The 21,570-nt window shown below is 59.1% G+C and carries 24 protein-coding genes; 16 read left to right on the forward strand and 8 right to left on the reverse strand.

Going from position 1 to position 21,570, the window contains the following annotated elements; genetic code table 11:
- The first annotated feature begins 11 nt into the window (after nucleotides 1-11).
- Together AC1DU9_RS19240 and AC1DU9_RS19245 are read left to right on the forward strand one after the other, a co-directional pair.
- Nucleotides 12-920, forward strand: coding sequence for a LysR substrate-binding domain-containing protein (locus AC1DU9_RS19240; protein WP_223458149.1), 909 nt, complete (start codon nucleotides 12-14; stop codon nucleotides 918-920).
- Nucleotides 917-1,276 (forward strand): MmcQ/YjbR family DNA-binding protein, encoded by a 360-nt coding sequence (locus tag AC1DU9_RS19245; protein WP_108217507.1) that lies wholly within the window; start codon nucleotides 917-919, stop codon nucleotides 1,274-1,276. The genes AC1DU9_RS19240 and AC1DU9_RS19245 overlap by 4 nt, the downstream gene beginning before the upstream one ends.
- Before the next feature lie 11 nt (nucleotides 1,277-1,287).
- Here AC1DU9_RS19245 and AC1DU9_RS19250 read toward each other — a convergent pair whose 3' ends face one another.
- Together AC1DU9_RS19250 and AC1DU9_RS19255 are read right to left on the reverse strand one after the other, a co-directional pair.
- Complete coding sequence (locus AC1DU9_RS19250) at nucleotides 1,288-1,716, reverse strand: DUF1294 domain-containing protein (RefSeq protein WP_223458151.1); 429 nt, start codon at nucleotides 1,714-1,716, stop codon at nucleotides 1,288-1,290.
- Nucleotides 1,713-2,543, reverse strand: a complete 831-nt coding sequence (locus tag AC1DU9_RS19255; RefSeq protein ID WP_223458153.1) for an undecaprenyl-diphosphate phosphatase — start codon at nucleotides 2,541-2,543, stop codon at nucleotides 1,713-1,715. The genes AC1DU9_RS19250 and AC1DU9_RS19255 overlap by 4 nt, the downstream gene beginning before the upstream one ends.
- A gap of 295 nt (nucleotides 2,544-2,838) precedes the next feature.
- Between AC1DU9_RS19255 and pnuC the strand changes: the two genes are divergently transcribed.
- The 8 genes from pnuC to AC1DU9_RS19295 all read left to right on the forward strand — a co-directional run bounded on the left by pnuC (nucleotide 2,839) and on the right by AC1DU9_RS19295 (nucleotide 9,105).
- Nucleotides 2,839-3,402 carry a nicotinamide riboside transporter PnuC gene (pnuC, locus tag AC1DU9_RS19260; RefSeq protein ID WP_223457115.1) on the forward strand — a complete coding sequence of 188 codons (564 nt, stop codon included), beginning with the start codon at nucleotides 2,839-2,841 and terminating at the stop codon, nucleotides 3,400-3,402.
- Nucleotides 3,399-3,923, forward strand: coding sequence for an AAA family ATPase (locus tag AC1DU9_RS19265; RefSeq protein ID WP_223458155.1), 525 nt, complete (start codon nucleotides 3,399-3,401; stop codon nucleotides 3,921-3,923). Before pnuC ends, AC1DU9_RS19265 begins: the two co-directional genes overlap by 4 nt.
- Nucleotides 3,924-4,269: 346 nt before the next feature.
- Nucleotides 4,270-4,713 (forward strand): hypothetical protein, encoded by a 444-nt coding sequence (locus AC1DU9_RS19270; RefSeq protein WP_457265991.1) that lies wholly within the window; start codon nucleotides 4,270-4,272, stop codon nucleotides 4,711-4,713.
- A gap of 1 nt (nucleotide 4,714) precedes the next feature.
- Nucleotides 4,715-5,293 carry an adhesin gene (locus tag AC1DU9_RS19275; protein ID WP_477810634.1) on the forward strand — a complete coding sequence of 193 codons (579 nt, stop codon included), beginning with the start codon at nucleotides 4,715-4,717 and terminating at the stop codon, nucleotides 5,291-5,293.
- A 64-nt stretch (nucleotides 5,294-5,357) separates the two neighbouring features.
- Nucleotides 5,358-6,203 (forward strand): heme utilization protein, encoded by an 846-nt coding sequence (locus AC1DU9_RS19280; protein WP_477810635.1) that lies wholly within the window; start codon nucleotides 5,358-5,360, stop codon nucleotides 6,201-6,203.
- 61 nt (nucleotides 6,204-6,264) lie between these two features.
- Entirely contained in the window at nucleotides 6,265-6,963 is a 699-nt protein-coding gene (locus tag AC1DU9_RS19285) for a C39 family peptidase (protein ID WP_477810636.1), read from the forward strand.
- 26 nt (nucleotides 6,964-6,989) lie between these two features.
- Nucleotides 6,990-7,751 carry a hypothetical protein gene (locus AC1DU9_RS19290; RefSeq protein WP_477810637.1) on the forward strand — a complete coding sequence of 254 codons (762 nt, stop codon included), beginning with the start codon at nucleotides 6,990-6,992 and terminating at the stop codon, nucleotides 7,749-7,751.
- A 46-nt stretch (nucleotides 7,752-7,797) separates the two neighbouring features.
- Nucleotides 7,798-9,105 carry a hypothetical protein gene (locus AC1DU9_RS19295; RefSeq protein ID WP_223458165.1) on the forward strand — a complete coding sequence of 436 codons (1,308 nt, stop codon included), beginning with the start codon at nucleotides 7,798-7,800 and terminating at the stop codon, nucleotides 9,103-9,105.
- 59 nt (nucleotides 9,106-9,164) lie between these two features.
- Here the strand turns inward: AC1DU9_RS19295 and AC1DU9_RS19300 are convergent, their stop codons facing one another.
- Complete coding sequence (locus AC1DU9_RS19300; RefSeq protein ID WP_477810638.1) at nucleotides 9,165-10,490, reverse strand: sigma-54 dependent transcriptional regulator; 1,326 nt, start codon at nucleotides 10,488-10,490, stop codon at nucleotides 9,165-9,167.
- Between the two features lie 342 nt (nucleotides 10,491-10,832).
- Here AC1DU9_RS19300 and AC1DU9_RS19305 point away from each other — a divergent pair, with 342 nt between their 5' ends.
- From AC1DU9_RS19305 to nhaB, 3 genes are all read left to right on the forward strand, one after another.
- Complete coding sequence (locus AC1DU9_RS19305; RefSeq protein WP_108217494.1) at nucleotides 10,833-11,099, forward strand: hypothetical protein; 267 nt, start codon at nucleotides 10,833-10,835, stop codon at nucleotides 11,097-11,099.
- A 288-nt stretch (nucleotides 11,100-11,387) separates the two neighbouring features.
- The gene (locus AC1DU9_RS19310) at nucleotides 11,388-12,677 is read left to right on the forward strand and encodes an NHL repeat-containing protein (protein ID WP_477810639.1); all 1,290 of its coding nucleotides are present in this window, start codon (nucleotides 11,388-11,390) and stop codon (nucleotides 12,675-12,677) included.
- Nucleotides 12,678-12,755: 78 nt separating this feature from the next.
- Nucleotides 12,756-14,258 (forward strand): sodium/proton antiporter NhaB, encoded by a 1,503-nt coding sequence (gene nhaB / locus AC1DU9_RS19315; protein WP_223458171.1) that lies wholly within the window; start codon nucleotides 12,756-12,758, stop codon nucleotides 14,256-14,258.
- Nucleotides 14,259-14,348: 90 nt separating this feature from the next.
- Here nhaB and zwf read toward each other — a convergent pair whose 3' ends face one another.
- Nucleotides 14,349-15,863, reverse strand: a complete 1,515-nt coding sequence (zwf, locus tag AC1DU9_RS19320; RefSeq protein ID WP_223458173.1) for a glucose-6-phosphate dehydrogenase — start codon at nucleotides 15,861-15,863, stop codon at nucleotides 14,349-14,351.
- On the reverse strand, nucleotides 15,860-16,840 hold the full coding sequence (gene gnd / locus AC1DU9_RS19325) for a phosphogluconate dehydrogenase (NAD(+)-dependent, decarboxylating) (protein WP_477810640.1): 981 nt from the start codon (nucleotides 16,838-16,840) through the stop codon (nucleotides 15,860-15,862). The genes zwf and gnd overlap by 4 nt, the downstream gene beginning before the upstream one ends.
- Before the next feature lie 272 nt (nucleotides 16,841-17,112).
- Between gnd and AC1DU9_RS19330 the strand changes: the two genes are divergently transcribed.
- Both AC1DU9_RS19330 and AC1DU9_RS19335 read left to right on the forward strand, forming a co-directional pair.
- Nucleotides 17,113-17,295, forward strand: coding sequence for a DUF6026 family protein (locus tag AC1DU9_RS19330; RefSeq protein ID WP_108228275.1), 183 nt, complete (start codon nucleotides 17,113-17,115; stop codon nucleotides 17,293-17,295).
- 201 nt (nucleotides 17,296-17,496) lie between these two features.
- On the forward strand, nucleotides 17,497-17,706 hold the full coding sequence (locus tag AC1DU9_RS19335) for a hypothetical protein (protein WP_223457083.1): 210 nt from the start codon (nucleotides 17,497-17,499) through the stop codon (nucleotides 17,704-17,706).
- Nucleotides 17,707-17,780: 74 nt separating this feature from the next.
- Here the strand turns inward: AC1DU9_RS19335 and AC1DU9_RS19340 are convergent, their stop codons facing one another.
- The 3 genes from AC1DU9_RS19340 to zapE all read right to left on the reverse strand — a co-directional run bounded on the left by AC1DU9_RS19340 (nucleotide 17,781) and on the right by zapE (nucleotide 20,105).
- Entirely contained in the window at nucleotides 17,781-18,272 is a 492-nt protein-coding gene (locus AC1DU9_RS19340) for a GNAT family N-acetyltransferase (protein WP_223458178.1), read from the reverse strand.
- Between the two features lie 117 nt (nucleotides 18,273-18,389).
- On the reverse strand, nucleotides 18,390-18,971 hold the full coding sequence (locus AC1DU9_RS19345; RefSeq protein WP_477810641.1) for a DinB family protein: 582 nt from the start codon (nucleotides 18,969-18,971) through the stop codon (nucleotides 18,390-18,392).
- 15 nt (nucleotides 18,972-18,986) lie between these two features.
- Nucleotides 18,987-20,105 (reverse strand): cell division protein ZapE, encoded by a 1,119-nt coding sequence (gene zapE / locus AC1DU9_RS19350; protein WP_223458182.1) that lies wholly within the window; start codon nucleotides 20,103-20,105, stop codon nucleotides 18,987-18,989.
- Between the two features lie 159 nt (nucleotides 20,106-20,264).
- Here zapE and AC1DU9_RS19355 point away from each other — a divergent pair, with 159 nt between their 5' ends.
- Nucleotides 20,265-21,317: an aldo/keto reductase gene (locus tag AC1DU9_RS19355; protein ID WP_477810642.1), complete on the forward strand. Its 1,053-nt coding sequence runs from the start codon at nucleotides 20,265-20,267 to the stop codon at nucleotides 21,315-21,317.
- Nucleotides 21,318-21,570 lie beyond the last annotated feature (253 nt).

Raw genomic sequence — 21,570 nt, forward strand, 5'->3', positions numbered from 1 at the left:
AGGCTCACATCATGCAAGACCTCAACGACCTGTATTACTTCGCCAAAGTCGTGGAAGCCGGTGGTTTCGCGGCAGCCGGGCGTGTGCTCGGCATTCCCAAGTCCCGATTGTCACGGCGCATCGCCGAACTGGAAGAACGCCTTGGCGCGCGATTGCTGCAACGCACCACCCGACAACTGAAACTGACCGCGGTGGGCGAGCGCTACCTCAGGCATTGCCAGGCGATGCTGCTGGAGGCGGAAATGGCCGACGAGGCTGTTGCCAGCATGTCCAGCGAGCCCCGCGGGCGTTTGCGGGTGTCCTGCCCGGTCGGGCTGGCCCACGAAATATTGCCGGGGGTGATCAGCGACTTTCTGGAACGGTTTCCGCAAGTCCAGCTGGAGATCATGCTGCTCAACCGGCGGGTCGATCTGGTGAACGAAGGCATTGACGTGGCCCTGCGTGTGCGCGAGCTGGGCGACGAAGACCCGCTGCTGGTCACCCGTCGCCTGCGTCAGGCGCAGATGCTGATGGTCGCCAGCCCCGGTTTCCTCGTTGGCCGTGAGATCAACCATCCCGAGGATCTGAAAAACCTGCCGGTGCTCGGCGCCCTGGAAGCCGACCGTCTGGTGCACATCCGCCTGCTGGATCAAAAAGGCAAAAGTTTTGAACTCGCGCTCGAGGCCCGACTGGGCATCGATGACTTTATCGTGCGCAAGGCCAGCACGCTTTCAGGCCTGGGTTTTACGTTGCTGCCCATGATGTATTGCGAGCAGGAACTGGAGAACGGCTCGCTGGTGCAGCTGCTTCCCGAGTGGTCGTTGCCCGGTGGGTGGCTGCAAGCGGTCTATCCTCATCGACGCGGGGTGATGCCGGCGGTACGCGCCTGGATTGACCATCTGGTCGAATCCTTCAATGCCTGTGGGGAACGATTGTTATGAAAGCCGGACGGATGAGCGAAGAGGATGTCGCGAAGTTTTGCCTCGCCCTGCCGGGAGCGCGGGAAGACTATAAATGGGGAGGCGTACGGGTGTTTTCGATTGCCGGGAACAAGATGTTCGCGTTGCAGGGCCTGCGGGGTGATTCCCTGGCCTTCAAGGTCGACAAGGATCTGTTTCTCGGCCATTGCGACCGTCCGGGGATTCATCCGGCGCCTTATCTGGCGCGCGCCCAGTGGATCATCATGGAGACGCCCTACCCGCTCGGTAGCGAAGAACTGCAGGGATTGCTGCAGCGTTCCCACCAATTGGTGGTGAGCAGACTGCCAAAGCGCACTCAAGTCGGTCTGTTGCTATAGGGCCTTCTTCATTAGAACAAGGCGAACAGGTGTGCGCCGAGGAACAGGTGGTCGATCCAGAACACCTGGTGCAGTAGCACGATGATCCAGAACACCAACTGGTACGAGACTTTGCGGGTTTTGTGCCGAAACGCTTGCTGGGCCAGCAAGGCACCGGGCCAGCCTCCGGCGAACTCCAGCGCATGCAGGACATTCTCCGGCGTCCGCCATTGTTCGGCGCGGGCCTTGCGCTTGTCGCTCCAGTACAGAAAAAACGTCACGACACTGACGATGCCGTAGGCCGCCAGGGGAATCAACGAGACCCCGTGCAGCCATGACGACACCGAACCCGACAGCGGCAACGCGCACAGGATTGCAAACACCAGCCACTTCAACCGTGAATGGCGGATCTGTCCCCCGGGCTGACGCCCGGGGTTATTGCGCGCGCTTGAGTCACTCACGGCTTGGCCGCGCTCCAGTCGACCCAGCCGAATTGCCAGGTCGCCAGGATGATCAGGCCGAACACAATGCGATACCAGGCAAACGCCGCATAGCTGTGGTTGGCGATGAACTTGAGCAGCCCGCGGACCGCGATCATCGCGAAGACGAACGCCGTGACGAAACCGATCGCGAACACCGGGAAATCCGCCGGGACAAACAGGTGACGGTATTTATAGCCCGAGTACACCGCTGCGCCGACCATGGTTGGCATCGCCAGGAAGAACGAGAACTCGGTAGCGGTCTTGCGCGACAGGCCGAACAGCAACCCGCCGATGATCGTCGAGCCCGAACGCGAAGTGCCCGGAATCATGGCCAGGCATTGGGCGAAGCCGACTTTCAGGGCATCTTTCCAGGTGATGTCATCCACCGTTTCGGCGTGTACTTCATGCTGACGGCGCTCGGCCCACAACATGATGATCCCGCCCACGACCAGCGCCGTTGCCACGGTGATCGGGTTGAACAAGTACTTGTGGATCAGGTCAGCGAAGATCACACCCAACACCACGGCGGGCAGGAACGCGATCAACAGGTTCGCGGTAAACCGCCGGGCGCCCGGCTGGGTCGGCAGACCGATGACCACGTCGAAGATCTTGCGTCGAAACTCCCACACCACTGCCAGGATGGCCCCCAGCTGAATAATGATGTTGAACGCCATCGCCCGCTCGCCCCCGAAGCCGAGCAAGTCGGCCACGATTATCTGGTGGCCGGTACTGGAAATGGGCAGGAATTCGGTCAGCCCTTCTACAACCCCAAGAATCAATGCCTGAAAGGCGGTCCAAAGATCCATCAATCCCCCAAAAGGCTATGCGCGTCGGCATGCCCCGTTAGTATTTTTCAAAAGCTTGAATTGCGATTAGCGTAGCTGAAGCACCGCGCATCAAGGATCACCACAGAGCCGTAAAAATCCTGTGAAAAAACAACCCTGATTCGGGTTTATCCGCGCGGGGCCGAAATCCTACCAGACAAGTCCGATTGGCGCTGCCGCGTTATCGGGCGCCAATGAAGCACACCCTGCGCCACGGGATTCTCGACGCCGATCCGGTTACAATCCGTCCCCTTTTCGATTTTACCAAGGAGCCTCCATGTCCGGGCTTGAACTGTTTGCCGCCGCCCTCGGTGTCATTGCCGTCTGGTTGACAGTCAAACAGAACCCCTGGTGCTGGCCCATCGGCCTGGTCATGGTGCTGCTCTATAGCTGGATCTTTTTTGAGGTGAAGCTGTATTCGGACATGCTGCTGCAAGTCGTCTATGCCGCCTTGCAGCTTTACGGTTGGTGGCAGTGGACGCGGTTTGGCGAAACGACCCATGGCCGCGAAGTCAGTCGGCTCGATACCCGGTCCGTGGCGTTGAGCCTTGCCATCGGTGCAATTGGCAGCCTGTTGCTGGGGGCGGCCATGGCCCACTGGACCGATGCCGCACAACCCTGGCTCGATGCGGCGCTGACCGGGTTCAGCCTGGTGGCGCAGGTCTGGATGGCGCAAAAGCGTGTCCAGTGCTGGCCGCTGTGGATCGCCCTGGATGTGATTTTCGTCGGGCTGTTCATCTATAAGGACCTGTACCTGACCGCCACCCTGTACGGCTTGTTCACTGTGATCGCCGTGCAAGGCTGGCGCGAATGGCGTGCCGATCCGGCATTGCACGCATGAAAGTCCTGGTACTCACAGGCCCCGAATCCAGCGGTAAAAGCTGGCTGGCGGCCGAGTTGCAACAGCGCTTCGGCGGGATTCTGGTCGACGAGTATGTGCGCTGGTTCATCGAGCAGAATCCGCGGGACACCACCCTGGCCGACATTCCGGACATCGCCCGCGGTCAATTGGCATGGGAGGACGAAGCACGAGCACAACAACCGCCTTTGCTCATCCTCGACACGCACCTGCTGAGCAATATCCTCTGGAGCCAAACCCTGTTCGGCGACTGTCCCGCCTGGATCGAACAAGCGCTACTGGCCCGGCATTACGACTTGCACTTGCTGCTGTCGCCGGAACACGTTGCCTGGACGGATGATGGCCAGCGTTGCCAGCCCCGATTGAGTGAGCGCCAGGCATTTTTCGACCAGACCCTGGCCTGGCTCGAGCACCACGCACAATCCGTTGAAGTACTGCAGGGAGATTGGGCAGATCGCCGACTCCAGGCACTGAACGCGGTGACCCGATTGCTCGAGGCCTGACCGGCGTTTGGGGCATTCTCCCCCGCCCCCCTGTTTTGGGTGAAAAGTGTCCGATCCTGAAACACCCTTCCTGTCTCAAACCACCCATTTCAGCGCCCTTCATCGTTTGGTCACCGGACTTGTAAAGGCGCTGATACAGCATCGCCAAGACCCTTGTTCTAGAGCGGTGCATCCGCATATCCGGGCTGCCTGCGCAGGGTTTTGTCTCACCGTTGAAACATCCTCGGCAAAGGGCTCCCGGACAACATCCATAAGCCATTGATTCAACACGATATTCAAAAACCGGCACAGCTTTCGCTCTCTCCTTTATACAGCTGACCAGGGCCAGCCCACAAAAGAAGGAAAGATGATCGTGGGGATACTCGGTAAAAAAGGCTTTACGTGGCTCTTGGTGATCGCGAGCGCTGCCGGTGCGCTTCTCAGTTTCAATGTTCAAGCCGAAGGCAACGGTGTCATCGTGCTCGATCGAACCATTCACCCAACACCTGTCGGTCGCAGCAGCGGCACAGATCCGAACCCGAACACCGTCAATGCCAACCCGTCGGCCCGAGTTACCGGCGAACTCAGCGATGCCGACATCGCCGGGGTCACCACCGGAACGGCCCTTCGCCACAACAACGGGCAAAGCCTGGGTGGCGTGCAAGGCCTCAACGTCGTCACCAACCCCAACGGTATGCCCGGCATGTCCGTCGGCCAGGGTGGTGGCAGTGGCAGCGCGATTTCCGGGACCATCAACCGTGCCATGAGCAGCGGCCTCGGCTCACTGGGCAGAATGGCGGGAGGCCAATGAGATGAGTCGGTCCCTGCTGCTACTTGCCCTGTTCGGCTGCACCGGCGTAATGGCCGATTCGGGCGTCAGTTCGGTAAACAACGCCACCCTCCAGGATTCCGGTGCTCAATACCGCGGCAACTTCAACGTCAACCAGGCGGCTGGTGAACAACAACAGCAGGCCAACGTCCGCGCGATCGCCATGGGTACCCAAGCCGATGCGAGCACCAGCGTCCAGCAGAAAATCACCACGCCCGCCAATCCGTCGATGGACGCGACGGCCAGTATCGTCGGCACCTCCTTGAGCAATGGCAACGGTGTATTGGGCGTCAACCAGGGTGCCGGGGCCAACAACCAGATGGCCAACGCCATGCGCATCAGCATCAGTGCTGCACCGCAAGCTGTTGACGATAGTGCTCTTTCTCAACAGAACGTGGCGTTGTTACCGAACTTGGGAGCAACTGGCACCCCAAACGGCAGTCGCCAGGTCGTCACAAGCGACCAGGCCTTCACCGGCAGCCGGGGAGTGATCCAGGTGAACCAGAGTGCCGGGGTGGGCAACCGAATGGCTAATACCCTGAGCATCCGGGTCGCTGACTGACCCCGATGCAGTGCGATCGGGGAAGTACCAACATTTGACCAGCTAAAAAGCACGGAGAAACACCATGAACCCGACAACGGCTCTCAGGCCACTAGCTTTCGCTCTGGCAGCAGTGATGGCATTCGCAGCCCAAGCAGGCGGTCTTGATGATCACGATCAGGGCAATGGACATGGCAACAACCATCAGCCTGAAGGCCCGACCCTGGAACAAATTCTGCAAATTACAGCAGGTGCCGGGGCGGCCGTGATGGACTCGCAGGACAGCACTGACAACACCGTATTGAACCAGGGCACCAGGAACGACGCTAAAGTCGATAACTCCCTGAACAACTCCAACGGCAACATGGGCGCCAACGTTGCAGCCGGTGACGGCAACCAACAAGACAACGCCGCCGCCATTGCCACTGCTGACGAAAGCTTCATCTTCGGCACCGCCGTCGCCGTCTCCAGCGCGACTCAGAGGAGCACCGGCAGCACCGTCAAGAACTACTCCAACACCAACAACGCTACGCTCAATAACGCTGGCAATAGCGGTTCCGGCAACATCGGCATCAACGTGACCGCGGGCAACCTCAACCAACAGAAAAACAACCTGGCGATTGCCGTTTCTGGCGGTCGTGCAGCACAAGCGGCGGCAGCGGCTAACCAAAGCGCGTCCGGGCTGAACGTCACCAACAACGGCAACACCACGACTGATTTCGTAACCGTGGGTGTATTCGGTCTGGCTGGCGTAACCACTCAACAAGTGATGACGCCAGAAGGCTGGAAACCCCCTGTAACCAACAATGCTTCGATGACAGGCTCGATGAACAACTTCTCCGGCAACGGCGGAGCCAACATATCGTCCGGGGTAGGCAACCAGCAAAGCAACTCGCTGTCCATCGCCGCAGGCTGCAAGGCTTGCCGGTAATTGTGATCGCAATGAAAGCACCGGCGACGGGGCTTTTCCACAGTCAGAAGGCGTACCGATCATGCGTAAGACTGCCCTTTTCGCCCTGCTCTGCCTGTCTGGCCTGTCTGGTCTTTCTGGCATGACCCAGGCTGCACAGATACCGGTTGCCGCCCTGCCGGGTGGCGTGCTGGTGTACAAGCACGTGCAGAGTTTGCGTGAGCGCAAGTTCAGCGACATCGTCGAACAGAAAACCGATTTCAGCTGCGGCGCCGCTGCGCTGGCAACGATACTGCGCCAGGCCTATTGGCTCGACGTCGATGAGGAGCACGTCATCAAAGGCATGCTGGTCACCGCAGACCAGGACATAGTGCGTACCCAGGGTTTTTCCATGCTGGACATGAAGCGCTACATAGAGCGCATCGGCATGCGCGCCCGGGGCTACAAGATCCCGCTGGAAAGACTCGATGCAGTGACGATCCCGGTGGTGGTATTGATGGAAATTCGCGGCTACAAACACTTCGTGGTGTTGCAGCGGGCGGACAAGCACTGGGTCTATATCGGCGACCCGGTGCTCGGTCACAAACGCTACGCCCATGATGATTTTGTCAAAGGCTGGAATGGCATTATCTTCGCTATCGTCGGTCCCGGTTACGACAAAACCAATGCGTTACGCAGTCCACCGGAACCGCTGACAGCCAAGAACAAGATGGATAACTTCAACCCGGTCAAAGATGCTGAATTGATGGATTTTGGTTTCATACAGAGCGACTTCTTTTAATCGCCAAAAAGATGAGAGGGGGCAGGATGCTCCGGGAGCAGCAAATGAAAACCTCGTATTGGGTGGTCGCTGCCTGTCTGGCAGCGAACACTTCAGGTTTTGCTGATGAGTTCAGACCCATCGAAATCAAGGACCAGGAACTGGCCGAGTTGCGTGGCCGGTATGTGATGCCGGGGCGGGTCATCAGCTTCGGTGTCGTCATGAGCAGTACCTGGCGCAATGCCAGTGGTGATCTGATCGGGGCATCCACTTCGATGCAACTCCAAGCCGCAACGGTCAAACCCGAGTTCTATGTTTCAACCATCAAGCAATCTGGTCATGGCGGTACGTCCAGGTCGGGCAGCGGTAACGTGACGGGTGGCGCTGCCCTGAGCACTTCCCGGGGCATAACCCAGGTCACACGGGCCGCAGGCGATGGCAACAGCTCAAACAACAACATTGCCATCAACGTCAAAGAGACCGGCACGGCCCCGGCACTGGTGCCGAACCAGGGCCAGGCGCTGATAGCCGGTCAAACCATCACCGGCAGCAATGCCGCAGGCAGTGTCGCCGTTTCCGCGACGAGTGGCGGTGTTCAGGTGGCCATTACCGCCAACAACAACCAGGGCACAAGCCTGCAACAGGTCGCCCAAGGCGGGTTGCTGCAAAACACCCGGTTGCTGGGCAGCAGCAATGTGGTCAACAACATGACTCAACTCAACGTAGTGCTCAACAATAATGGCCCGAGTACCGGCGCATTGGACTGCAATCTGAACCAACTCGCTGCATTACGGACCTTGGGCTATTGAACTACGCTGAGTCTGGACCATTGGGCACAAATGGACGGCTTATTTCATGTACCGATCAGTATCACTGCGTGCAGTTGTCTGCTTGAGTGCTCTACTCCCCGCGGCGATGTTGCAGGCAGCACCTGACCCGGAAATGCAGGCGCTCAAACAAGAGTTGCTGGAGTTGAAACAACGATACGAAGTCCAGCAAAAAGCCCTGGCGGTACTGGAACAACGAATCCGCCAGGTTGAGGACCAGCCCGCTTCTCCTCCCCCTAAACGCCTGGCCAAGTCGCCAGCAGACATGAAAGGCAATCCAAACGTCGCCACCGGCGCCGGTGCGGCGGCCGCTTCAGGGGGTGCCGCCGGGGGGCGCGGCAGCTCGTATGGACAATCGCTGGCCGATGACTCACAACCGGCGCAAAGCGTTTCAAATCTGTATGACGAGGCCAGCGGGTTCTTCGGTGGCGGCAAGTTCAGCTTCGAAACCGGAATTACCTACTCCCGATACGATACCCGCCAACTGATCCTCAACGGCTTTCTCGCCCTGGACTCGATCTTTCTGGGCGCCATCAACCTGGACCGGATCAAGGCCGACACCTGGACGCTTGACCTCACCGGCCGCTACAACTTCAACAATCGCTGGCAGTTCGACCTGAACGTGCCGGTGGTCTACCGTGAATCCACCTACCAGTCCGGTGGCGGCAATAACGGCACCGCCAACGTCACGACTGAAGATACCGTCAAGGAAGACCCGACCATAGGTGACGTCAACTTCGGTATCGCCTACAAATTCCTCGACGAGTCGGTCAACACCCCGGATGCCGTGGTGACCTTGCGCGTCAAGGCGCCGACCGGCAAAGATCCGTTCGGCATCAAGCTGATTCGGGTGGACGATAACTCCAACCTGGCCGTGCCTGAGTCCTTGCCTACCGGTAATGGTGTCTGGTCGATTACGCCGGGGATCTCTCTGGTCAAGACGTTCGATCCGGCGGTGCTGTTCGGCAGCCTGTCCTACACGCACAATCTGGAGGAGTCTTTCGACGACATCAGCTCCAACCCGGCGGTCAAGACACCGGGCAAAGTACGCATTGGCGACAGCTTCCAGATTGGCACCGGTATTGCGTTCGCCTTGAACGAAAAGATGAGTATGTCGTTTTCAGTCTCGGACCTGGTGCAACGCAAAAGCAAGCTCAAGGAAGATGGCGGGGATTGGCAATCGGTGGTCTCCAGCGATGCCAACGCCGGTTACTTCAACATCGGCATGACCATTGCGGCCACCGACAACCTGACTATCGTACCCAACCTGTCCATCGGCATGACGGACGATGCCCCGGACTTTCAGTTCAGCCTGAAACTTCCTTACTACTTCTGACCCGAACAAAAAACCTGCAGCAATTTCAATCGCAGCGTTTTTTTGTTCAAAGCTGCGGTTCAGCGAATCTGGTGCTTGTGCAACAACCGGTAGAAGGTCGGTCGCGACACGCCCAATACTTTGGCGGCGACACTCAGGTTATCGCTGTGGCGGCTCAATACGTCACACAATGCCTGGCGTTCGGCCCGGCTCTTGTATTCTTCGAGGGTGCCCATCGGCGCGACGATTGTATGCGGACTGATCAACCCCAGATCACGGGCCTCGATCTGCCGGCCTTCGGCCAACACCAGCCCGCGACGAACGCGGTTGGCCAGTTCGCGAACATTGCCTGGCCAGTCGTGTTTGCCCATGGCAATCAATGCGTCTTCGCTGAAGCTGCGTGGGCGGCGCCCGGTTTCATGGCTGTAGAAATGGGAGAAGTGGTTGGCCAGCGTCGCCAGGTCGCCATGGCGCTCGCGCAGTGGAACGGTCGCCACTTGCAGTACGTTCAAGCGGTAATACAAGTCTTCACGAAAGCGTTTCTTCGCGATGGCGGCTTCAAGGTCGACGTTCGTCGCCGCCAGAACCCGCACATCCACCGCAATCGGCTGACTGCCGCCCACCCGCTCGATATGTTTTTCCTGGAGGAACCGCAACAGGTTGGCCTGCAACTCCAGTGGCAGGTCACCGATCTCATCGAGAAACAGAGTGCCCCCGTTGGCGGCTTCTATCCGTCCGACCTTGCGTTGGTGCGCGCCGGTAAATGCGCCTTTCTCATGGCCAAACAGCTCGGACTGGATCAAGTGTTCGGGAATCGCACCACAATTGATCGCGATAAAGGGTTTGCTGTGACGCTGGGACAGACGATGCAGGGTGCGTGCGACCAGTTCCTTGCCAGTGCCGCTTTCACCCCGAATCAACACCGGAGATTCGGTCGGAGCCAGTTTGCTCAACAGCTTTCGCAGTTCACGGACAGGTTTGCTGTCACCCAGCAATTCGTGCTCGGGCTGGTCAACATGGACCGTGCCCTGCCCGCGCAACCGCGCCATGCCAAACGCCCGGCCCAGCGTGACCTGAACCCTGGACACATCGAATGGCAAGGTATGAAAGTCAAAAAACCATTCACAGACAAAGTCGCCGACATTTTGCAGGCGCAGCACTTCCTGATTGAGTACGGCTATCCATTCGGTGCCACTGCGGCTGATCAATTCCTTGACGGCTTCCGGGTGCTCAAGGTGAGAGGGCTGCAAGCGCAACAAGYCCACGTCACAGGTTCGGTCAGTGGCGTTCGCCAGCGTGCAGCTGTCAACGTCCCAACCGATAGCGCGCAATCCAGGGAGCAGACGATAGCAATCGTCACAGGGGTCCACCACTAACAAACGTCGTAAAGCAGGCGCATCGCTCATGACTGTTCCTTGACGCCAAATTTAAGAAATTTTATTAAAAACAGTCATTTGGCAGACCTGACTGTAACATTAGCAAGAATTTGACAGGGCCTTGTACTGTTTGACTATAGCGACGCTGTAAAACCAGTTATAAGTTGTGATTATGTTAGTTACCTAACGACTCTTTCCTTTCATTGCGCTTTCAATGCCAGCCTCATTCTTGAGCCTGTGAAATAAAGTGGAAATTTATTTTGATTGTGTGTGACCCAAACCCCGGTTGCGGGCATCAGTACAAGTAACCAGCCGAACGGTAAGCCCAACCGACGGCACATCACTTGATTGGGCATACAGAGAGAAGACCCTATGAACGCCCCGCTCCGTATCAACGAAGCACTGCTGATTGCCGACCGCGCATTCAAACCATTCAAATGCGTGGCCTGGGCCCCACAAGACGGTAATGGCGAACTCAGCCTGACCGTTATCGACCGCACCAGCACCAGCATTGGCCGCAAGCAGATCCCAAGCAGTGCCTACTCCGACCCTGAACAACTTGAACGTCTGCTGGAACAGGCCCGCGCCGAATTGAGCGAGGAAGGTTACACACTGCAGTCGTGGTCGATGCCGCACTAATCGTTTTGCGGATTACTCCGGGGTAATCCGCACCCTCCCCCCTTGTCATTAGTCGGGTTGATCGTTTTCACCGATCCGCACTCATTTCCCGCACAAATTCGAACTTTTGCGCACCCGGTACTTTGCAGGCTTGCCATTGGTTCGAAAAGACACTGTTGTGGCACACAACGACTCTCCGTCTGTGAGTTCTCACCGTTGCGCATCTCATCATTCAGGGATTGAATATTCTCCCTACATAGTCGCCGCCCAAACTTCTGGATCAGGACGACTCGCAAGGAGATGCGGTGCATGTCACGCCAGTCCGCTTTTGCCTTCTCCGCCACCCGGAACCCCCCCGGGACCCTCGATACGACGTTTGCCGCCAACGGCAAAACCCAGGTGTATTTCGTCGACAGCCTTTCCAGCCTCGCCAATGACATTGCGATCGATGCGCAGGGCCGCTTGCTGGTAGCCGCAAAAGTCGCCATGGCCGATGGCAGCCGCTTTGGTCTGGCCCGCTTGCTGGAGGATGGTTGCGCAGACCTCGCGTTCGGCAAGCAAGGTAGTGTCATCGGCCAATTCGAACCGGGATTCGAAGCCATGGGCGCCAAGGTTCTGGTCATGCCCGACGGCAATATCCTGTTGGCCGGGCTGCACTACGAAAACGCGCACCGCACGCTCCCGGCCCTCGCCTTGCTGGATCAGCAAGGTCGCCTGGTTCAGAGCTTTGGCGATAATGGCCGCCGCGTCGTGCGACTGCCTGGCGGTCTGTCCCTGGGCATCCGCGATGCCTGGCTGCCACCCGGCGTGCCGGGCGCGGAAGCCTGCGATATCGCCATACAGCAAGACGGCCGGATCCTGGTCCTGGCCAACCATCACTACGAACTGGCCGATCACGTCGGCCTGTTGATACGGCTGGATGTCGAAGGCTCGCTGGACTGTTCGTTCAACGGTAGCGGCTTCGTGGTGGTCAGGCACCTGCTGATGAATACCTGGCTCAGCAGCCTGACGGTACAACGTGATGGCCGAATTCTGGTCGGTGGATCGATCAACTTTCCTGAAGAAGGCTTGCTGGCGCGCTATCACGCGGACGGCCGCCTCGATGACCGTTTTGCCGTAGATGGATTCATGACCTTCAAGGCGCAAGGGCATGGCGCCCGGGTCAGTCAGGTGGTCCAGCAAAACGACGGCGACATCCTGTGTTTTGGCAGCAGCTGCGAGCCGATGCACTGCCTGACATTTAAAATGCGCAGCAATGGCCGACCCGACAATCATTGTAACCGCGGACAACCACAGCGGCTGCAAATCGGTCACAGCGGATGCCAGTGGATCGCCGCGCAGTTACAGCCCGATGGCGGTGTGCTGACAGCGGGTGCAACCATCGGCGGCGTTGAAGCAGACTTCATACTCGGGCGATACCTGCCCAACGGCCATCCCGATCGCCGCTTTGGCAAAGGCTGCGGCTGTACGCGTACTCGCCTGGGCCCCAGCCCGGATACCGCCACCTGTGTCACGGTGCAGGCCGATGGAAACATCGTGGCTGGCGGCTATTCGCTGCAGGGCAGTTACAAGGCAGTCGTCGCGCGCTTTCTGGGCTAAACCGATGGGTTTTTCCTGTGCTTGATCTTCTCGCCCGCTTACGGCAACTTGCGCGCTTCTTAAAACAAGGAGCAGCCGATGTCCGGTTCAATGGCCCAGGCGTTCGCGCACAACTTTCTCGGGAACTCGCCCCGTTGGTATAAGGCCTGCATCGTCGGCTTTCTGATTCTCAATGCCCTGGTGCTGTGGACCGCAGGCCCGGTGGCGGCCGGCTGGCTGCTGGTGCTTGAGTTCATCTTTACCCTGGCCATGGCGCTCAAGTGTTATCCGCTGATGCCCGGCGGCCTGTTATTGATTGAAGCCCTGTTGCTGAAGATGACCACGCCACAGGCGCTGTACGACGAGTTGCTGCACAATTTCCCGGTGATCCTGCTGCTGATGTTCATGGTGGCCGGTATCTATTTCATGAAGGACTTGTTGCTGTACCTGTTCTCGCGCCTGCTGTTGGGGGTTCGTTCCAAGGCCCTGCTGGCCCTGATGTTCTGCTTTCTGTCGGCGTTTCTGTCGGCGTTCCTCGATGCCTTGACCGTGACTGCCGTGATCATCAGTGCCGCCGTAGGCTTTTACTCGGTGTATCACCGCGTCGCCTCTGGTAACGATCCGCGTCTGGACAGCGAGTTCAGCGACGACAAACATCTGCCCACCCTCCATCAGGGTGATCTCGAACAGTTCCGCGCCTTTCTGCGCAGCTTGCTGATGCACGGTGCCGTGGGTACCGCATTGGGCGGAGTCTGCACGCTGGTCGGTGAACCGCAGAACCTGCTGATCGGCCATGAAATGGGCTGGCACTTCTCCGACTTCTTTACCCGGGTTGCGCCGGTATCCCTACCGGTACTGGTTGCCGGGCTGATCACGTGCGTGCTGCTGGAAAAGCTGCGCTGGTTCGGATACGGCACGCTGCTGCCGGATAACGTCCGCGCGGTACTGGCCAACTACGCCGCCGAAGACAATGCCGAGCGCACCGCGCGTCAAAGTGCAGCGCTGCTGGTGCAAGGCTTTGCCGCATTGATTCTGATTGCCGGGCTGGCGTTCCACATTGCCGAAGTGGGTTTGATCGGTTTGATGGTGATCGTGCTGATCACCGCCTTTACCGGCATCACCGACGAACACCGTCTCGGCACCGCGTTCAAGGACGCCATGCCGTTCACCTCATTGCTGGTGGTGTTTTTCGCCGTGGTCGCGGTGATTCACGACCAGCAACTGTTCGCACCGCTGATCCACTGGGTGCTGGCGCTGCCGGCGGACCAACAACCGGGCATGCTGTTCATTGCCAACGGCCTGCTGTCTGCCATCAGCGACAACGTGTTCGTGGCGACCATTTACATCACCGAAGTGAAGCGCGCATTCATGGCGGGTGAGATGACCCGTGAGCATTTCGAGACGCTGGCCATTGCGATCAATACCGGCACCAACCTGCCGAGCGTGGCGACCCCGAACGGCCAGGCGGCGTTCCTGTTCCTGCTGACCTCGGCGATCGCACCGCTGGTGCGCCTGTCTTACGGGCGGATGGTCTGGATGGCGTTGCCGTACACCGTGGTGATGGGCTTGCTCGGGTGGTATGCGGTGAGCTACTGGCTGTAACCGCCGGAGCAAAATGTGGGAGCAGGCTCGCACACAGTTGATCTGTGTCGGACACGAAACCTGTGTACACCCTCCCACAGGAGATACGTGTTATCCGAGGCGGTGCCAGACGCGGCCGTCGCGAGTCAGCAACTCTTCGCCGGCCTTGGGGCCGTTTTCCCCGGCGGCATAGCCCTGCACGCTGGAATCCTGCTGCAAGGCATCCAGGAACGGCTGCACGGCGCGCCAGCCGTTCTCGATGTTGTCGGCGCGCTGGAACAGAGTCTGATCGCCCGTCAGGCAATCGTAGATCAGGGTTTCGTAGCCGGTGGACGGCTGCATCTCGAAGAAGTCCTTGTAGGCGAACCCCAGCTCGATGTTGTCCATCTTCAGGGCCTGACCGGGACGCTTGGCCAACAGGTCGAACCACATGCCTTCGTTGGGCTGGATCTGAATGCGCAAATAGGTCGGCTGCAACTCGTCGACCTCGGTATCGCGGAACTGCGCATAGGGCGCCGGTTTGAAACAGATGACGATCTCGGTGTCACGCACGCTCATGCGTTTACCGGTACGCAGGTAGAACGGCACGCCGACCCAGCGCCAGTTGTCGATCATGACCTTGAGGGCCACATAGGTTTCGGTATTGCTGTCGGGTGCGACCTTGTCTTCCTGGCGATAGCCCGGCAGTGCCTTGCCGTCGATCTGACCTGCAGTGTATTGACCGCGCACCGAGTTGGCGCGGGCCTCCTCCACCGTCCAGGGCCTGATCGCGCCGACGACCTTGGCTTTCTCGCCGCGCACCGCATCGGCGCCAAACGCGGCGGGTGGTTCCATCGCCACCATCGCCAGCAGCTGGAACAGGTGATTGGGCACCATGTCCCGCAGGGCGCCGGTGTGCTCATAAAAACTGCCACGGGTTTCCACGCCGACGGTTTCGGCGGCAGTGATCTGCACGTGATCGATGTAGTGATTGTTCCAGAACGCTTCGAACAGGCTGTTGGAAAAACGGCTGACCAGAATGTTCTGCACGGTTTCCTTGCCCAGGTAATGATCGATCCGGTAGATCTGCTTTTCCGTCATCACCTTGAGCAGGCAGGCGTTCAAGGCCTCGGCCGTTTGCAGGTCAGAGCCAAAGGGTTTTTCGATCACGACCCTTCTGAACGCCTCGGGGGTCTCCTCCAGCAAGCCGGCGCTACCGAGGCGGCGTGCCACTTCACTGAAGAAACGCGGTGCGGTGGCCAGGTAGAACACCGCATTGCCGGTTCCGCTGTCGGCGATTTTCGCCGCCAGCGCTTGATAAGTGCTGTCGTCCAGGAAATCGCCCTGGACGTAGCTGATGCCTTTGGCGAGTCTGGACCAGACCGCCGGATCAAGGGTGTGGTCACCCTTGCCAGCCATCTCGTTTCGAATGAAATCTTCGAGCTTTTGCGCAAAGCCTTCATCGCTGATGGCGTTGTGGTCAACGCCGATGATCCGCAGTCCATCCCCGAGTAGCCCGTTGCGCTTGAGGTTATACAGCGCCGGTACCAACAGACGCTTGACCAGGTCACCGTGGGCGCCAAACAGAAACAGCGTCGTTGGTGGTGCGGGTTCAGCCTTGGATTTCCTGCGGATCACATGGGTCATTTTTTCGAGGTCTCCACGTGGCCGCCGAAGCCGAAGCGCTGGGCCGAGAGAACCTTGTCGCCAAAGGTCCCTTGCCCACGGGAGCGGTAGCGGGAGAACAGCGAGTTGGACAGCACCGGTACCGGCACCGCTTGCTCCATCGCAGCTTCGATGGTCCATTGACCTTCACCGCTGTCGGCCACGGACCCGGAGTAACCGTCGAGCTTTGGATCGCTGGCCAGGGCGTCGGCAGTCAGGTCGAGCAACCACGAGGACACCACGCTGCCACGACGCCAGACTTCGGCGATGTCGGCGACGTTCAGGTCGAAACGCTGGTCTGGCGCAAGGTTCTCGCTGTTTTTGGTTTGCAGGATGTCGAAGCCTTCGGCGAAGGCCTGCATCATTCCGTACTCGATGCCGTTGTGGATCATCTTCACGAAATGTCCTGCGCCGGCGGGACCGGCGTGAATGTAGCCGTGTTCGGCACGCTCGTCATCGGACTTGCGGTCCCTGGTGCGCGGGATATCGCCCAGGCCCGGGGCCAGGGTTTTGAACAGCGGGTCGAGGCGCTTAACGGTCTCGGCATCGCCGCCGATCATCATGCAGTAGCCGCGCTCCAGACCCCAGACGCCGCCGGAGGTGCCGACGTCGATGTAATGCAGGCCTTTTTCCGACAGGGTCTTTGCCCGGCGGATATCGTCCTTATAGAAGGTGTTGCCGCCGTCGATGATGGTGTCACCGGCTTCGAGCAAGGTGCTCWGGGTATCGATGGTTTCTTCGGTCGGCGCGCCGGCCGGCAACATGACCCACACCGCACGTGGCCTGGCCAGGCCAGCGACCAGCGCCGGCAGATCGGTGACGCCCGTGGAGCCTTCTGTGGCCAGGGCTTCGACAAAGGCGGTATTGCGGTCAAAAACAACGGTGGTGTGCCCGTTGAGCATCAGGCGCCGCGCAATATTGCCGCCCATGCGGCCCAGTCCAATAATCCCGAGTTGCATGTACTGATGCTCCCTACTACAAATAAAAGTGTGTCAAAGGTTATAGCCCAACGCGACTCATGAGGTTAGTCCAGAGCGTTGGCGTGAAGTTTCCGGGCATTGTGCCCGATCCTGATGGATAACGTCGGGAATCAAACCGAAGACACAACGACCATGAAAAATAAAAAAGTTCCCTTCGGGGGCAAAAGAAATCAAAATTGGCGCCGATAGTAGGTCAGCCGCGGATTTCGAGGCGTACCTACAGTTGAGACACGCCATTTGCGAGGTGAGCAATGGGCACAGTACACACCGCACTGCCAGCACAAACCCTTTACGTCACAATCCGTCGCGATGAATTGCGTCAGTTGAAGGACGAACGCGATCAGTTGAAACAGGAGCTGGCGCAGTTGCGACTGCTGCTGCAAGCCGGCCAGACGCAGCCCCTGGCTGTGACGCAACGCGCCCCACTCGCCTGACCCCCTCCTTTCAAGCGGGAGCAGTCTGCACTGCTTCCGCACCGGCTCGCGAACTACTCCGAGCAGGCTTCCCGCGCTAGCCATGAAGGCCGTTGGTGAAGCTGATTCCCATTTAACGGATTCGGCGGATAATGCCATTTCGACACTGCTTCATTGACTCATGGACGAAAGGCATCCGACATCTGTAGTGGGAGGCAAACCATGAAACGCACCGCATTGATCCTCGCCGGCCTGATGGCTTTGGGCTCAACCAGCGCTTTTGCCGAAGGCGGAGCCGAGCGCATGCGCTATTACTACGAAAGCCTGCGACTGGCCCAGCAACAAGCCTTGGGCCACCCCATCCAAAGCACTGAGCTGCGGGTTCCGGACGATCAAACCGCACAAATGACTGAAACCTACAGACCGAAATGATCCATGGACCTCTGACATGTAGTCGGAGAAGACTGTCGGGCGTCTTGATGGACGCCCTTTTTTTGCCTGTTGAGTCAGAGGCTCTTGGTCCAGAACAGCATCCGCCCATGGGCCGGGTCGAACATGCCGGCGGCGAAACCGGCTTTTTCATACGACCCCTGCGCCACGGCATTGCCTTCCAGCACTTCCAGGGTGAGCTTGCAGCAACCACGCTGACGGGCGATGTCCTCGACCTTTTGCAGCATCTTCTGGCTCAAGCCCATACCGCGAAACTTTTTCACCACGCACACATCGTGCACATTGACCAGCGGCCGGCAGGCAAAGGTCGAGAATCCCTCGAAGCAATTGACCAGCCCGGCCGGCTCGCCCCCGACAAAGGCCAGCACACTGAAGGCGTGGGGGCGCCTGGCGAGCTCTGCCGGGAGTTGCGCCAGTACATGGGCTGGCAACGGCTGGCCACCTCCCATCGGGTCCTCGGCGTAGTGGTTCAACACCAGACAAATAGCCTCGGCATGCACCGGATTGGTGTAACTGGCCTGAAGCACAAGAATTTCTGCGGAGTCCATTTCCATCCTCGATCACACATGAAGTAGCCCCCAGCATGTACTTCACGCTGAAGTGCCGGCTGACCATAGCGCGAGCACCATGGTATCGACAATCGCAACCGCAGAAATCTCTGGTGCTCAAGCGCCCCAGATCAAGGCTTCGGTCCACCCCAGTTCGGCAAAATCCTCGGCCCGCAAGTGCGACTCACCGGCACAGAAAAACTCGTCGAGTTGCGGGGGATTGACCGAGGTGCCGCTGAGCATGGCGTGAACCTGTCCTCGATGATGGATCTGGTGTTCGAACAAATGGGACAGCAGGCGCAAGCGACTGTCGTGTTGCGGGGTGTCGCGGGCGATGGTCACGATTTTGCCGAGGTCGGCGTCGCGCATCTGCTCACAGTAGGCGATCAGCCGACGGTCGACGTGGGCCTGTTCGCCAACGAGGTCCGTCGCCATGAGGCAGGGCTCGTCTTCCTTGAAAAATACCCGGCAATCGGGATGCGGATCGTCGCCACGCAGTTCGCGCTCCAGGGCGTCCACATAAAACCAGTCACAGGTGAGGATGTGATTGAGGGTGGTGCGGATCGTGGGGAAGAAACTGACCCGGGGTGCGGTCAGTTCCTGCGGGCTCAACTGACGCCAGGCCTTGGCCAATCGGTGATTGGCCCAAGCGTTCTGATAGGCCATGGTCAGCAAATGATGCGACAGGGGCTGATTCATGCTCACTGCTCCCGATCAAACTTCGGCAAACCGCTGCAGTTGCATTTCCTGCAATCGGCTGAGGGTGCGGCGGAACGGGAATTCCAGATAACCCTCGGTGTAAAGCGACGCCATTGGCACTTGCGCTTCAAGGTACAGCGGCACCTTGCGGTCGTAGCACTCGTCCACCAGGGCAATGAAGCGTCGCACACCGTCGTCATGCACCGACAACTGCGGCAACTCACGATCCCCCGCCACTACCCGCTCGACACCATCCTCGGTGCCACGGGCAATGCGCCCGGCGCGTTTCTGCGCGCTGAGGCTGGGCACCTCACTCAACAGAATAGCGCTGTAGGTATCGCACAGAGCGATGAAATCCATGGCCGCGAAGGGTTGCTCGCACAGCGCGGCGTAACGGGTCCAGAGCACCGTCGGGCTGGCCTTGACCACCTCAAGTGAGCGGTAACCAACCTGGATCGGGTCGCTCGATATTGACTGGCCGACGCTTAATACCTGGAACACTTCATCCAGTGCGCCGGGCCTGCCGGGCTCGGCCACCCAATAACGCTGCGAACCGGCACCCGGATGCAGGCGATGGTCTTCCCCGCCATCCACTGCAATCACTTGCATATGCTGCTTGATCGCCGCGATGGCGGGCATGAAACGGTCGCGATTGAATCCGTCGGCGTACAAATGGTCCGGCGGCAGGTTGGAGGTGCAGACCACCACCACGCCCTGTTCGAACATCACCTGGAACAGGCGCCCGAGAATGATCGCGTCGCCGATGTCGTTGACGAACAACTCGTCGAAACACAGAACGCGCACTTCTTCGGCCAATTCACGGGCCAGCGCCTTGAGCGGATCGGCGGTGCCGGTCAGTTGAAACGAGCGTTGGTGCACCCAGCCCATGAAGTGGTGAAAGTGCTGGCGCCGCGCCGGCACCCGAAGACTTTGGTAGAACTGGTCCATCAACCAGGTCTTRCCCCGCCCCACCGGCCCCCACAGGTATACGCCGGAAATGGGCGAACGGCCTTCATGCAGCGCTTCATGGCATTTTTGCAGCGCCCACACGGCATATTCCTGGGCCTCGTCCTGGACGAAGCCCTTTTGTTCGATGGCGTGCTGCCAGGCGCTTAAGGGGGAATCGATAGTCATGGGCGGCAGTATGCCATTGCGCATGGAAAACGCGACCGGTGATCGGCGGTTTTGTGCAGGAAAGAAAAGCACCTTGACGCATTAGATTACTATCATCATATTTAATAAATGTCGTAAACAATCTATTAAATCCTGTCGCCACCCCTCTGGAGTCATCCCATGCATTACAAAGTCTTCGGTCGTAAAACCGGCTTGCGTGTTTCCGAACTGGCGCTGGGCGCCGGTAATTTCGGTACCGGTTGGGGCCATGGCGCCGAGCGTGACGAAGCAAAACGCATTTTTGAGGGTTATCGGGAGGCCGGCGGAAACTTCATCGATACCGCCAACGGCTATCAGGGCGGGCAGTCCGAGGCCATGCTCAGCGAGTTCATCGCCGCAGAACGGGATAGCCTGGTCATCGCCACCAAATACACCCTCGGGACTACACCCGCGGCCGGCATTTCCCACACCGGTAACAGCCGCAAGAACATGGTGCGCGCCGTCGAAGAAAGCCTTAAACGCCTGAAGACCGATCATATCGACCTGTTCTGGGCGCACATGAGCGATGGCGTCACGCCCATGGAAGAGATCCTGCGCGGCTTCGACGACCTGGTCAGTGCCGGCAAGATTCATTACGCCGGGCTGTCGAACTTCCCTGCGTGGCGCATCGCCCGCGCCGACCTGCTGGCGCAGATACGTGGCTTTGCACCGATTGCGGCGATCCAGGTCGAGTACAGCCTCGCCGAACGCACCGCCGAGCGCGAACAACTGCCGATGGCCGAAGCCCTGGGCCTGGCCGCGACCCTGTGGTCGCCGCTGGGTGGCGGCTTCCTGACTGGCAAGTATCGCAATAGCGAGGGCGACAACCGCGCGAACAAGCTCGGCGTGCTGATTCATGCTGAAAAAAGCGCCCGGGAAACCGCCCTGCTCGACACCTTGATCGACGTCGCCACTGCACTCGATGCCAGCCCGACCCACGTGGCCATTGCCTGGTTGCGGGAACAGGCCAAACGCTCGACCACGGCGCTGATTCCGATCCTCGGCTCCCGGACTCGTGAACAGCTGGACGCGACGTTGGGCGCGCTGAATGTGCAGTTGAGTGCTGAGCAACTGGCACGACTCGATGGCGTCAGTGACGTGGCCAAGGGCGTGCCGCACGAATCCATCAGCGGTTCATCCGCACGSTTCAGCGGTGGTCAGRTCCTCGACCTGCCAATGATTCCRGTRGCCTGACACCCATCAAAMYTGTGGGAGCGAGCTTGCTCGCGATGAGGCCMTGCCAGCCAACAGAGATGTTGAATGCAAGACCGCCATCGCGAGCAAGCTCGCWCCCACAGGGTTTGTGTACTRCATATCGACCTTRTGTTTGGCCGTATACAGACACAGCATCTCCATTGCCAGCACGGYTCAGCGGTGSTCAGGTCCTCGACCTGCCAATGATTCCGGTRGCCTGACACCCATCAAAMYTGTGGGAGCGAGCTTGCTC

This window comes from Pseudomonas sp. P4_C1, assembly GCF_056402155.1.

Coding starts and splice junctions, on each gene's coding strand:
- AC1DU9_RS19285 (WP_477810636.1), top strand. CDS start 6,265: ATGCGTAAGACTGCCCTTTTCGCCCTGCTCTGCCTGTCTGGCCTGTCT.
- AC1DU9_RS19245 (WP_108217507.1), top strand. CDS start 917: ATGAAAGCCGGACGGATGAGCGAAGAGGATGTCGCGAAGTTTTGCCTC.
- AC1DU9_RS19265 (WP_223458155.1), top strand. CDS start 3,399: ATGAAAGTCCTGGTACTCACAGGCCCCGAATCCAGCGGTAAAAGCTGG.
- nhaB (WP_223458171.1), top strand. CDS start 12,756: ATGTCCGGTTCAATGGCCCAGGCGTTCGCGCACAACTTTCTCGGGAAC.
- AC1DU9_RS19310 (WP_477810639.1), top strand. CDS start 11,388: ATGTCACGCCAGTCCGCTTTTGCCTTCTCCGCCACCCGGAACCCCCCC.
- AC1DU9_RS19330 (WP_108228275.1), top strand. CDS start 17,113: ATGGGCACAGTACACACCGCACTGCCAGCACAAACCCTTTACGTCACA.
- AC1DU9_RS19240 (WP_223458149.1), top strand. CDS start 12: ATGCAAGACCTCAACGACCTGTATTACTTCGCCAAAGTCGTGGAAGCC.
- pnuC (WP_223457115.1), top strand. CDS start 2,839: ATGTCCGGGCTTGAACTGTTTGCCGCCGCCCTCGGTGTCATTGCCGTC.
- AC1DU9_RS19295 (WP_223458165.1), top strand. CDS start 7,798: ATGTACCGATCAGTATCACTGCGTGCAGTTGTCTGCTTGAGTGCTCTA.
- AC1DU9_RS19335 (WP_223457083.1), top strand. CDS start 17,497: ATGAAACGCACCGCATTGATCCTCGCCGGCCTGATGGCTTTGGGCTCA.
- AC1DU9_RS19305 (WP_108217494.1), top strand. CDS start 10,833: ATGAACGCCCCGCTCCGTATCAACGAAGCACTGCTGATTGCCGACCGC.
- AC1DU9_RS19290 (WP_477810637.1), top strand. CDS start 6,990: ATGCTCCGGGAGCAGCAAATGAAAACCTCGTATTGGGTGGTCGCTGCC.
- AC1DU9_RS19275 (WP_477810634.1), top strand. CDS start 4,715: ATGAGTCGGTCCCTGCTGCTACTTGCCCTGTTCGGCTGCACCGGCGTA.
- AC1DU9_RS19340 (WP_223458178.1), bottom strand. CDS start 18,272: ATGGACTCCGCAGAAATTCTTGTGCTTCAGGCCAGTTACACCAATCCG.
- AC1DU9_RS19255 (WP_223458153.1), bottom strand. CDS start 2,543: ATGGATCTTTGGACCGCCTTTCAGGCATTGATTCTTGGGGTTGTAGAA.
- AC1DU9_RS19280 (WP_477810635.1), top strand. CDS start 5,358: ATGAACCCGACAACGGCTCTCAGGCCACTAGCTTTCGCTCTGGCAGCA.
- AC1DU9_RS19345 (WP_477810641.1), bottom strand. CDS start 18,971: ATGAATCAGCCCCTGTCGCATCATTTGCTGACCATGGCCTATCAGAAC.
- zwf (WP_223458173.1), bottom strand. CDS start 15,863: ATGACCCATGTGATCCGCAGGAAATCCAAGGCTGAACCCGCACCACCA.
- AC1DU9_RS19270 (WP_457265991.1), top strand. CDS start 4,270: ATGATCGTGGGGATACTCGGTAAAAAAGGCTTTACGTGGCTCTTGGTG.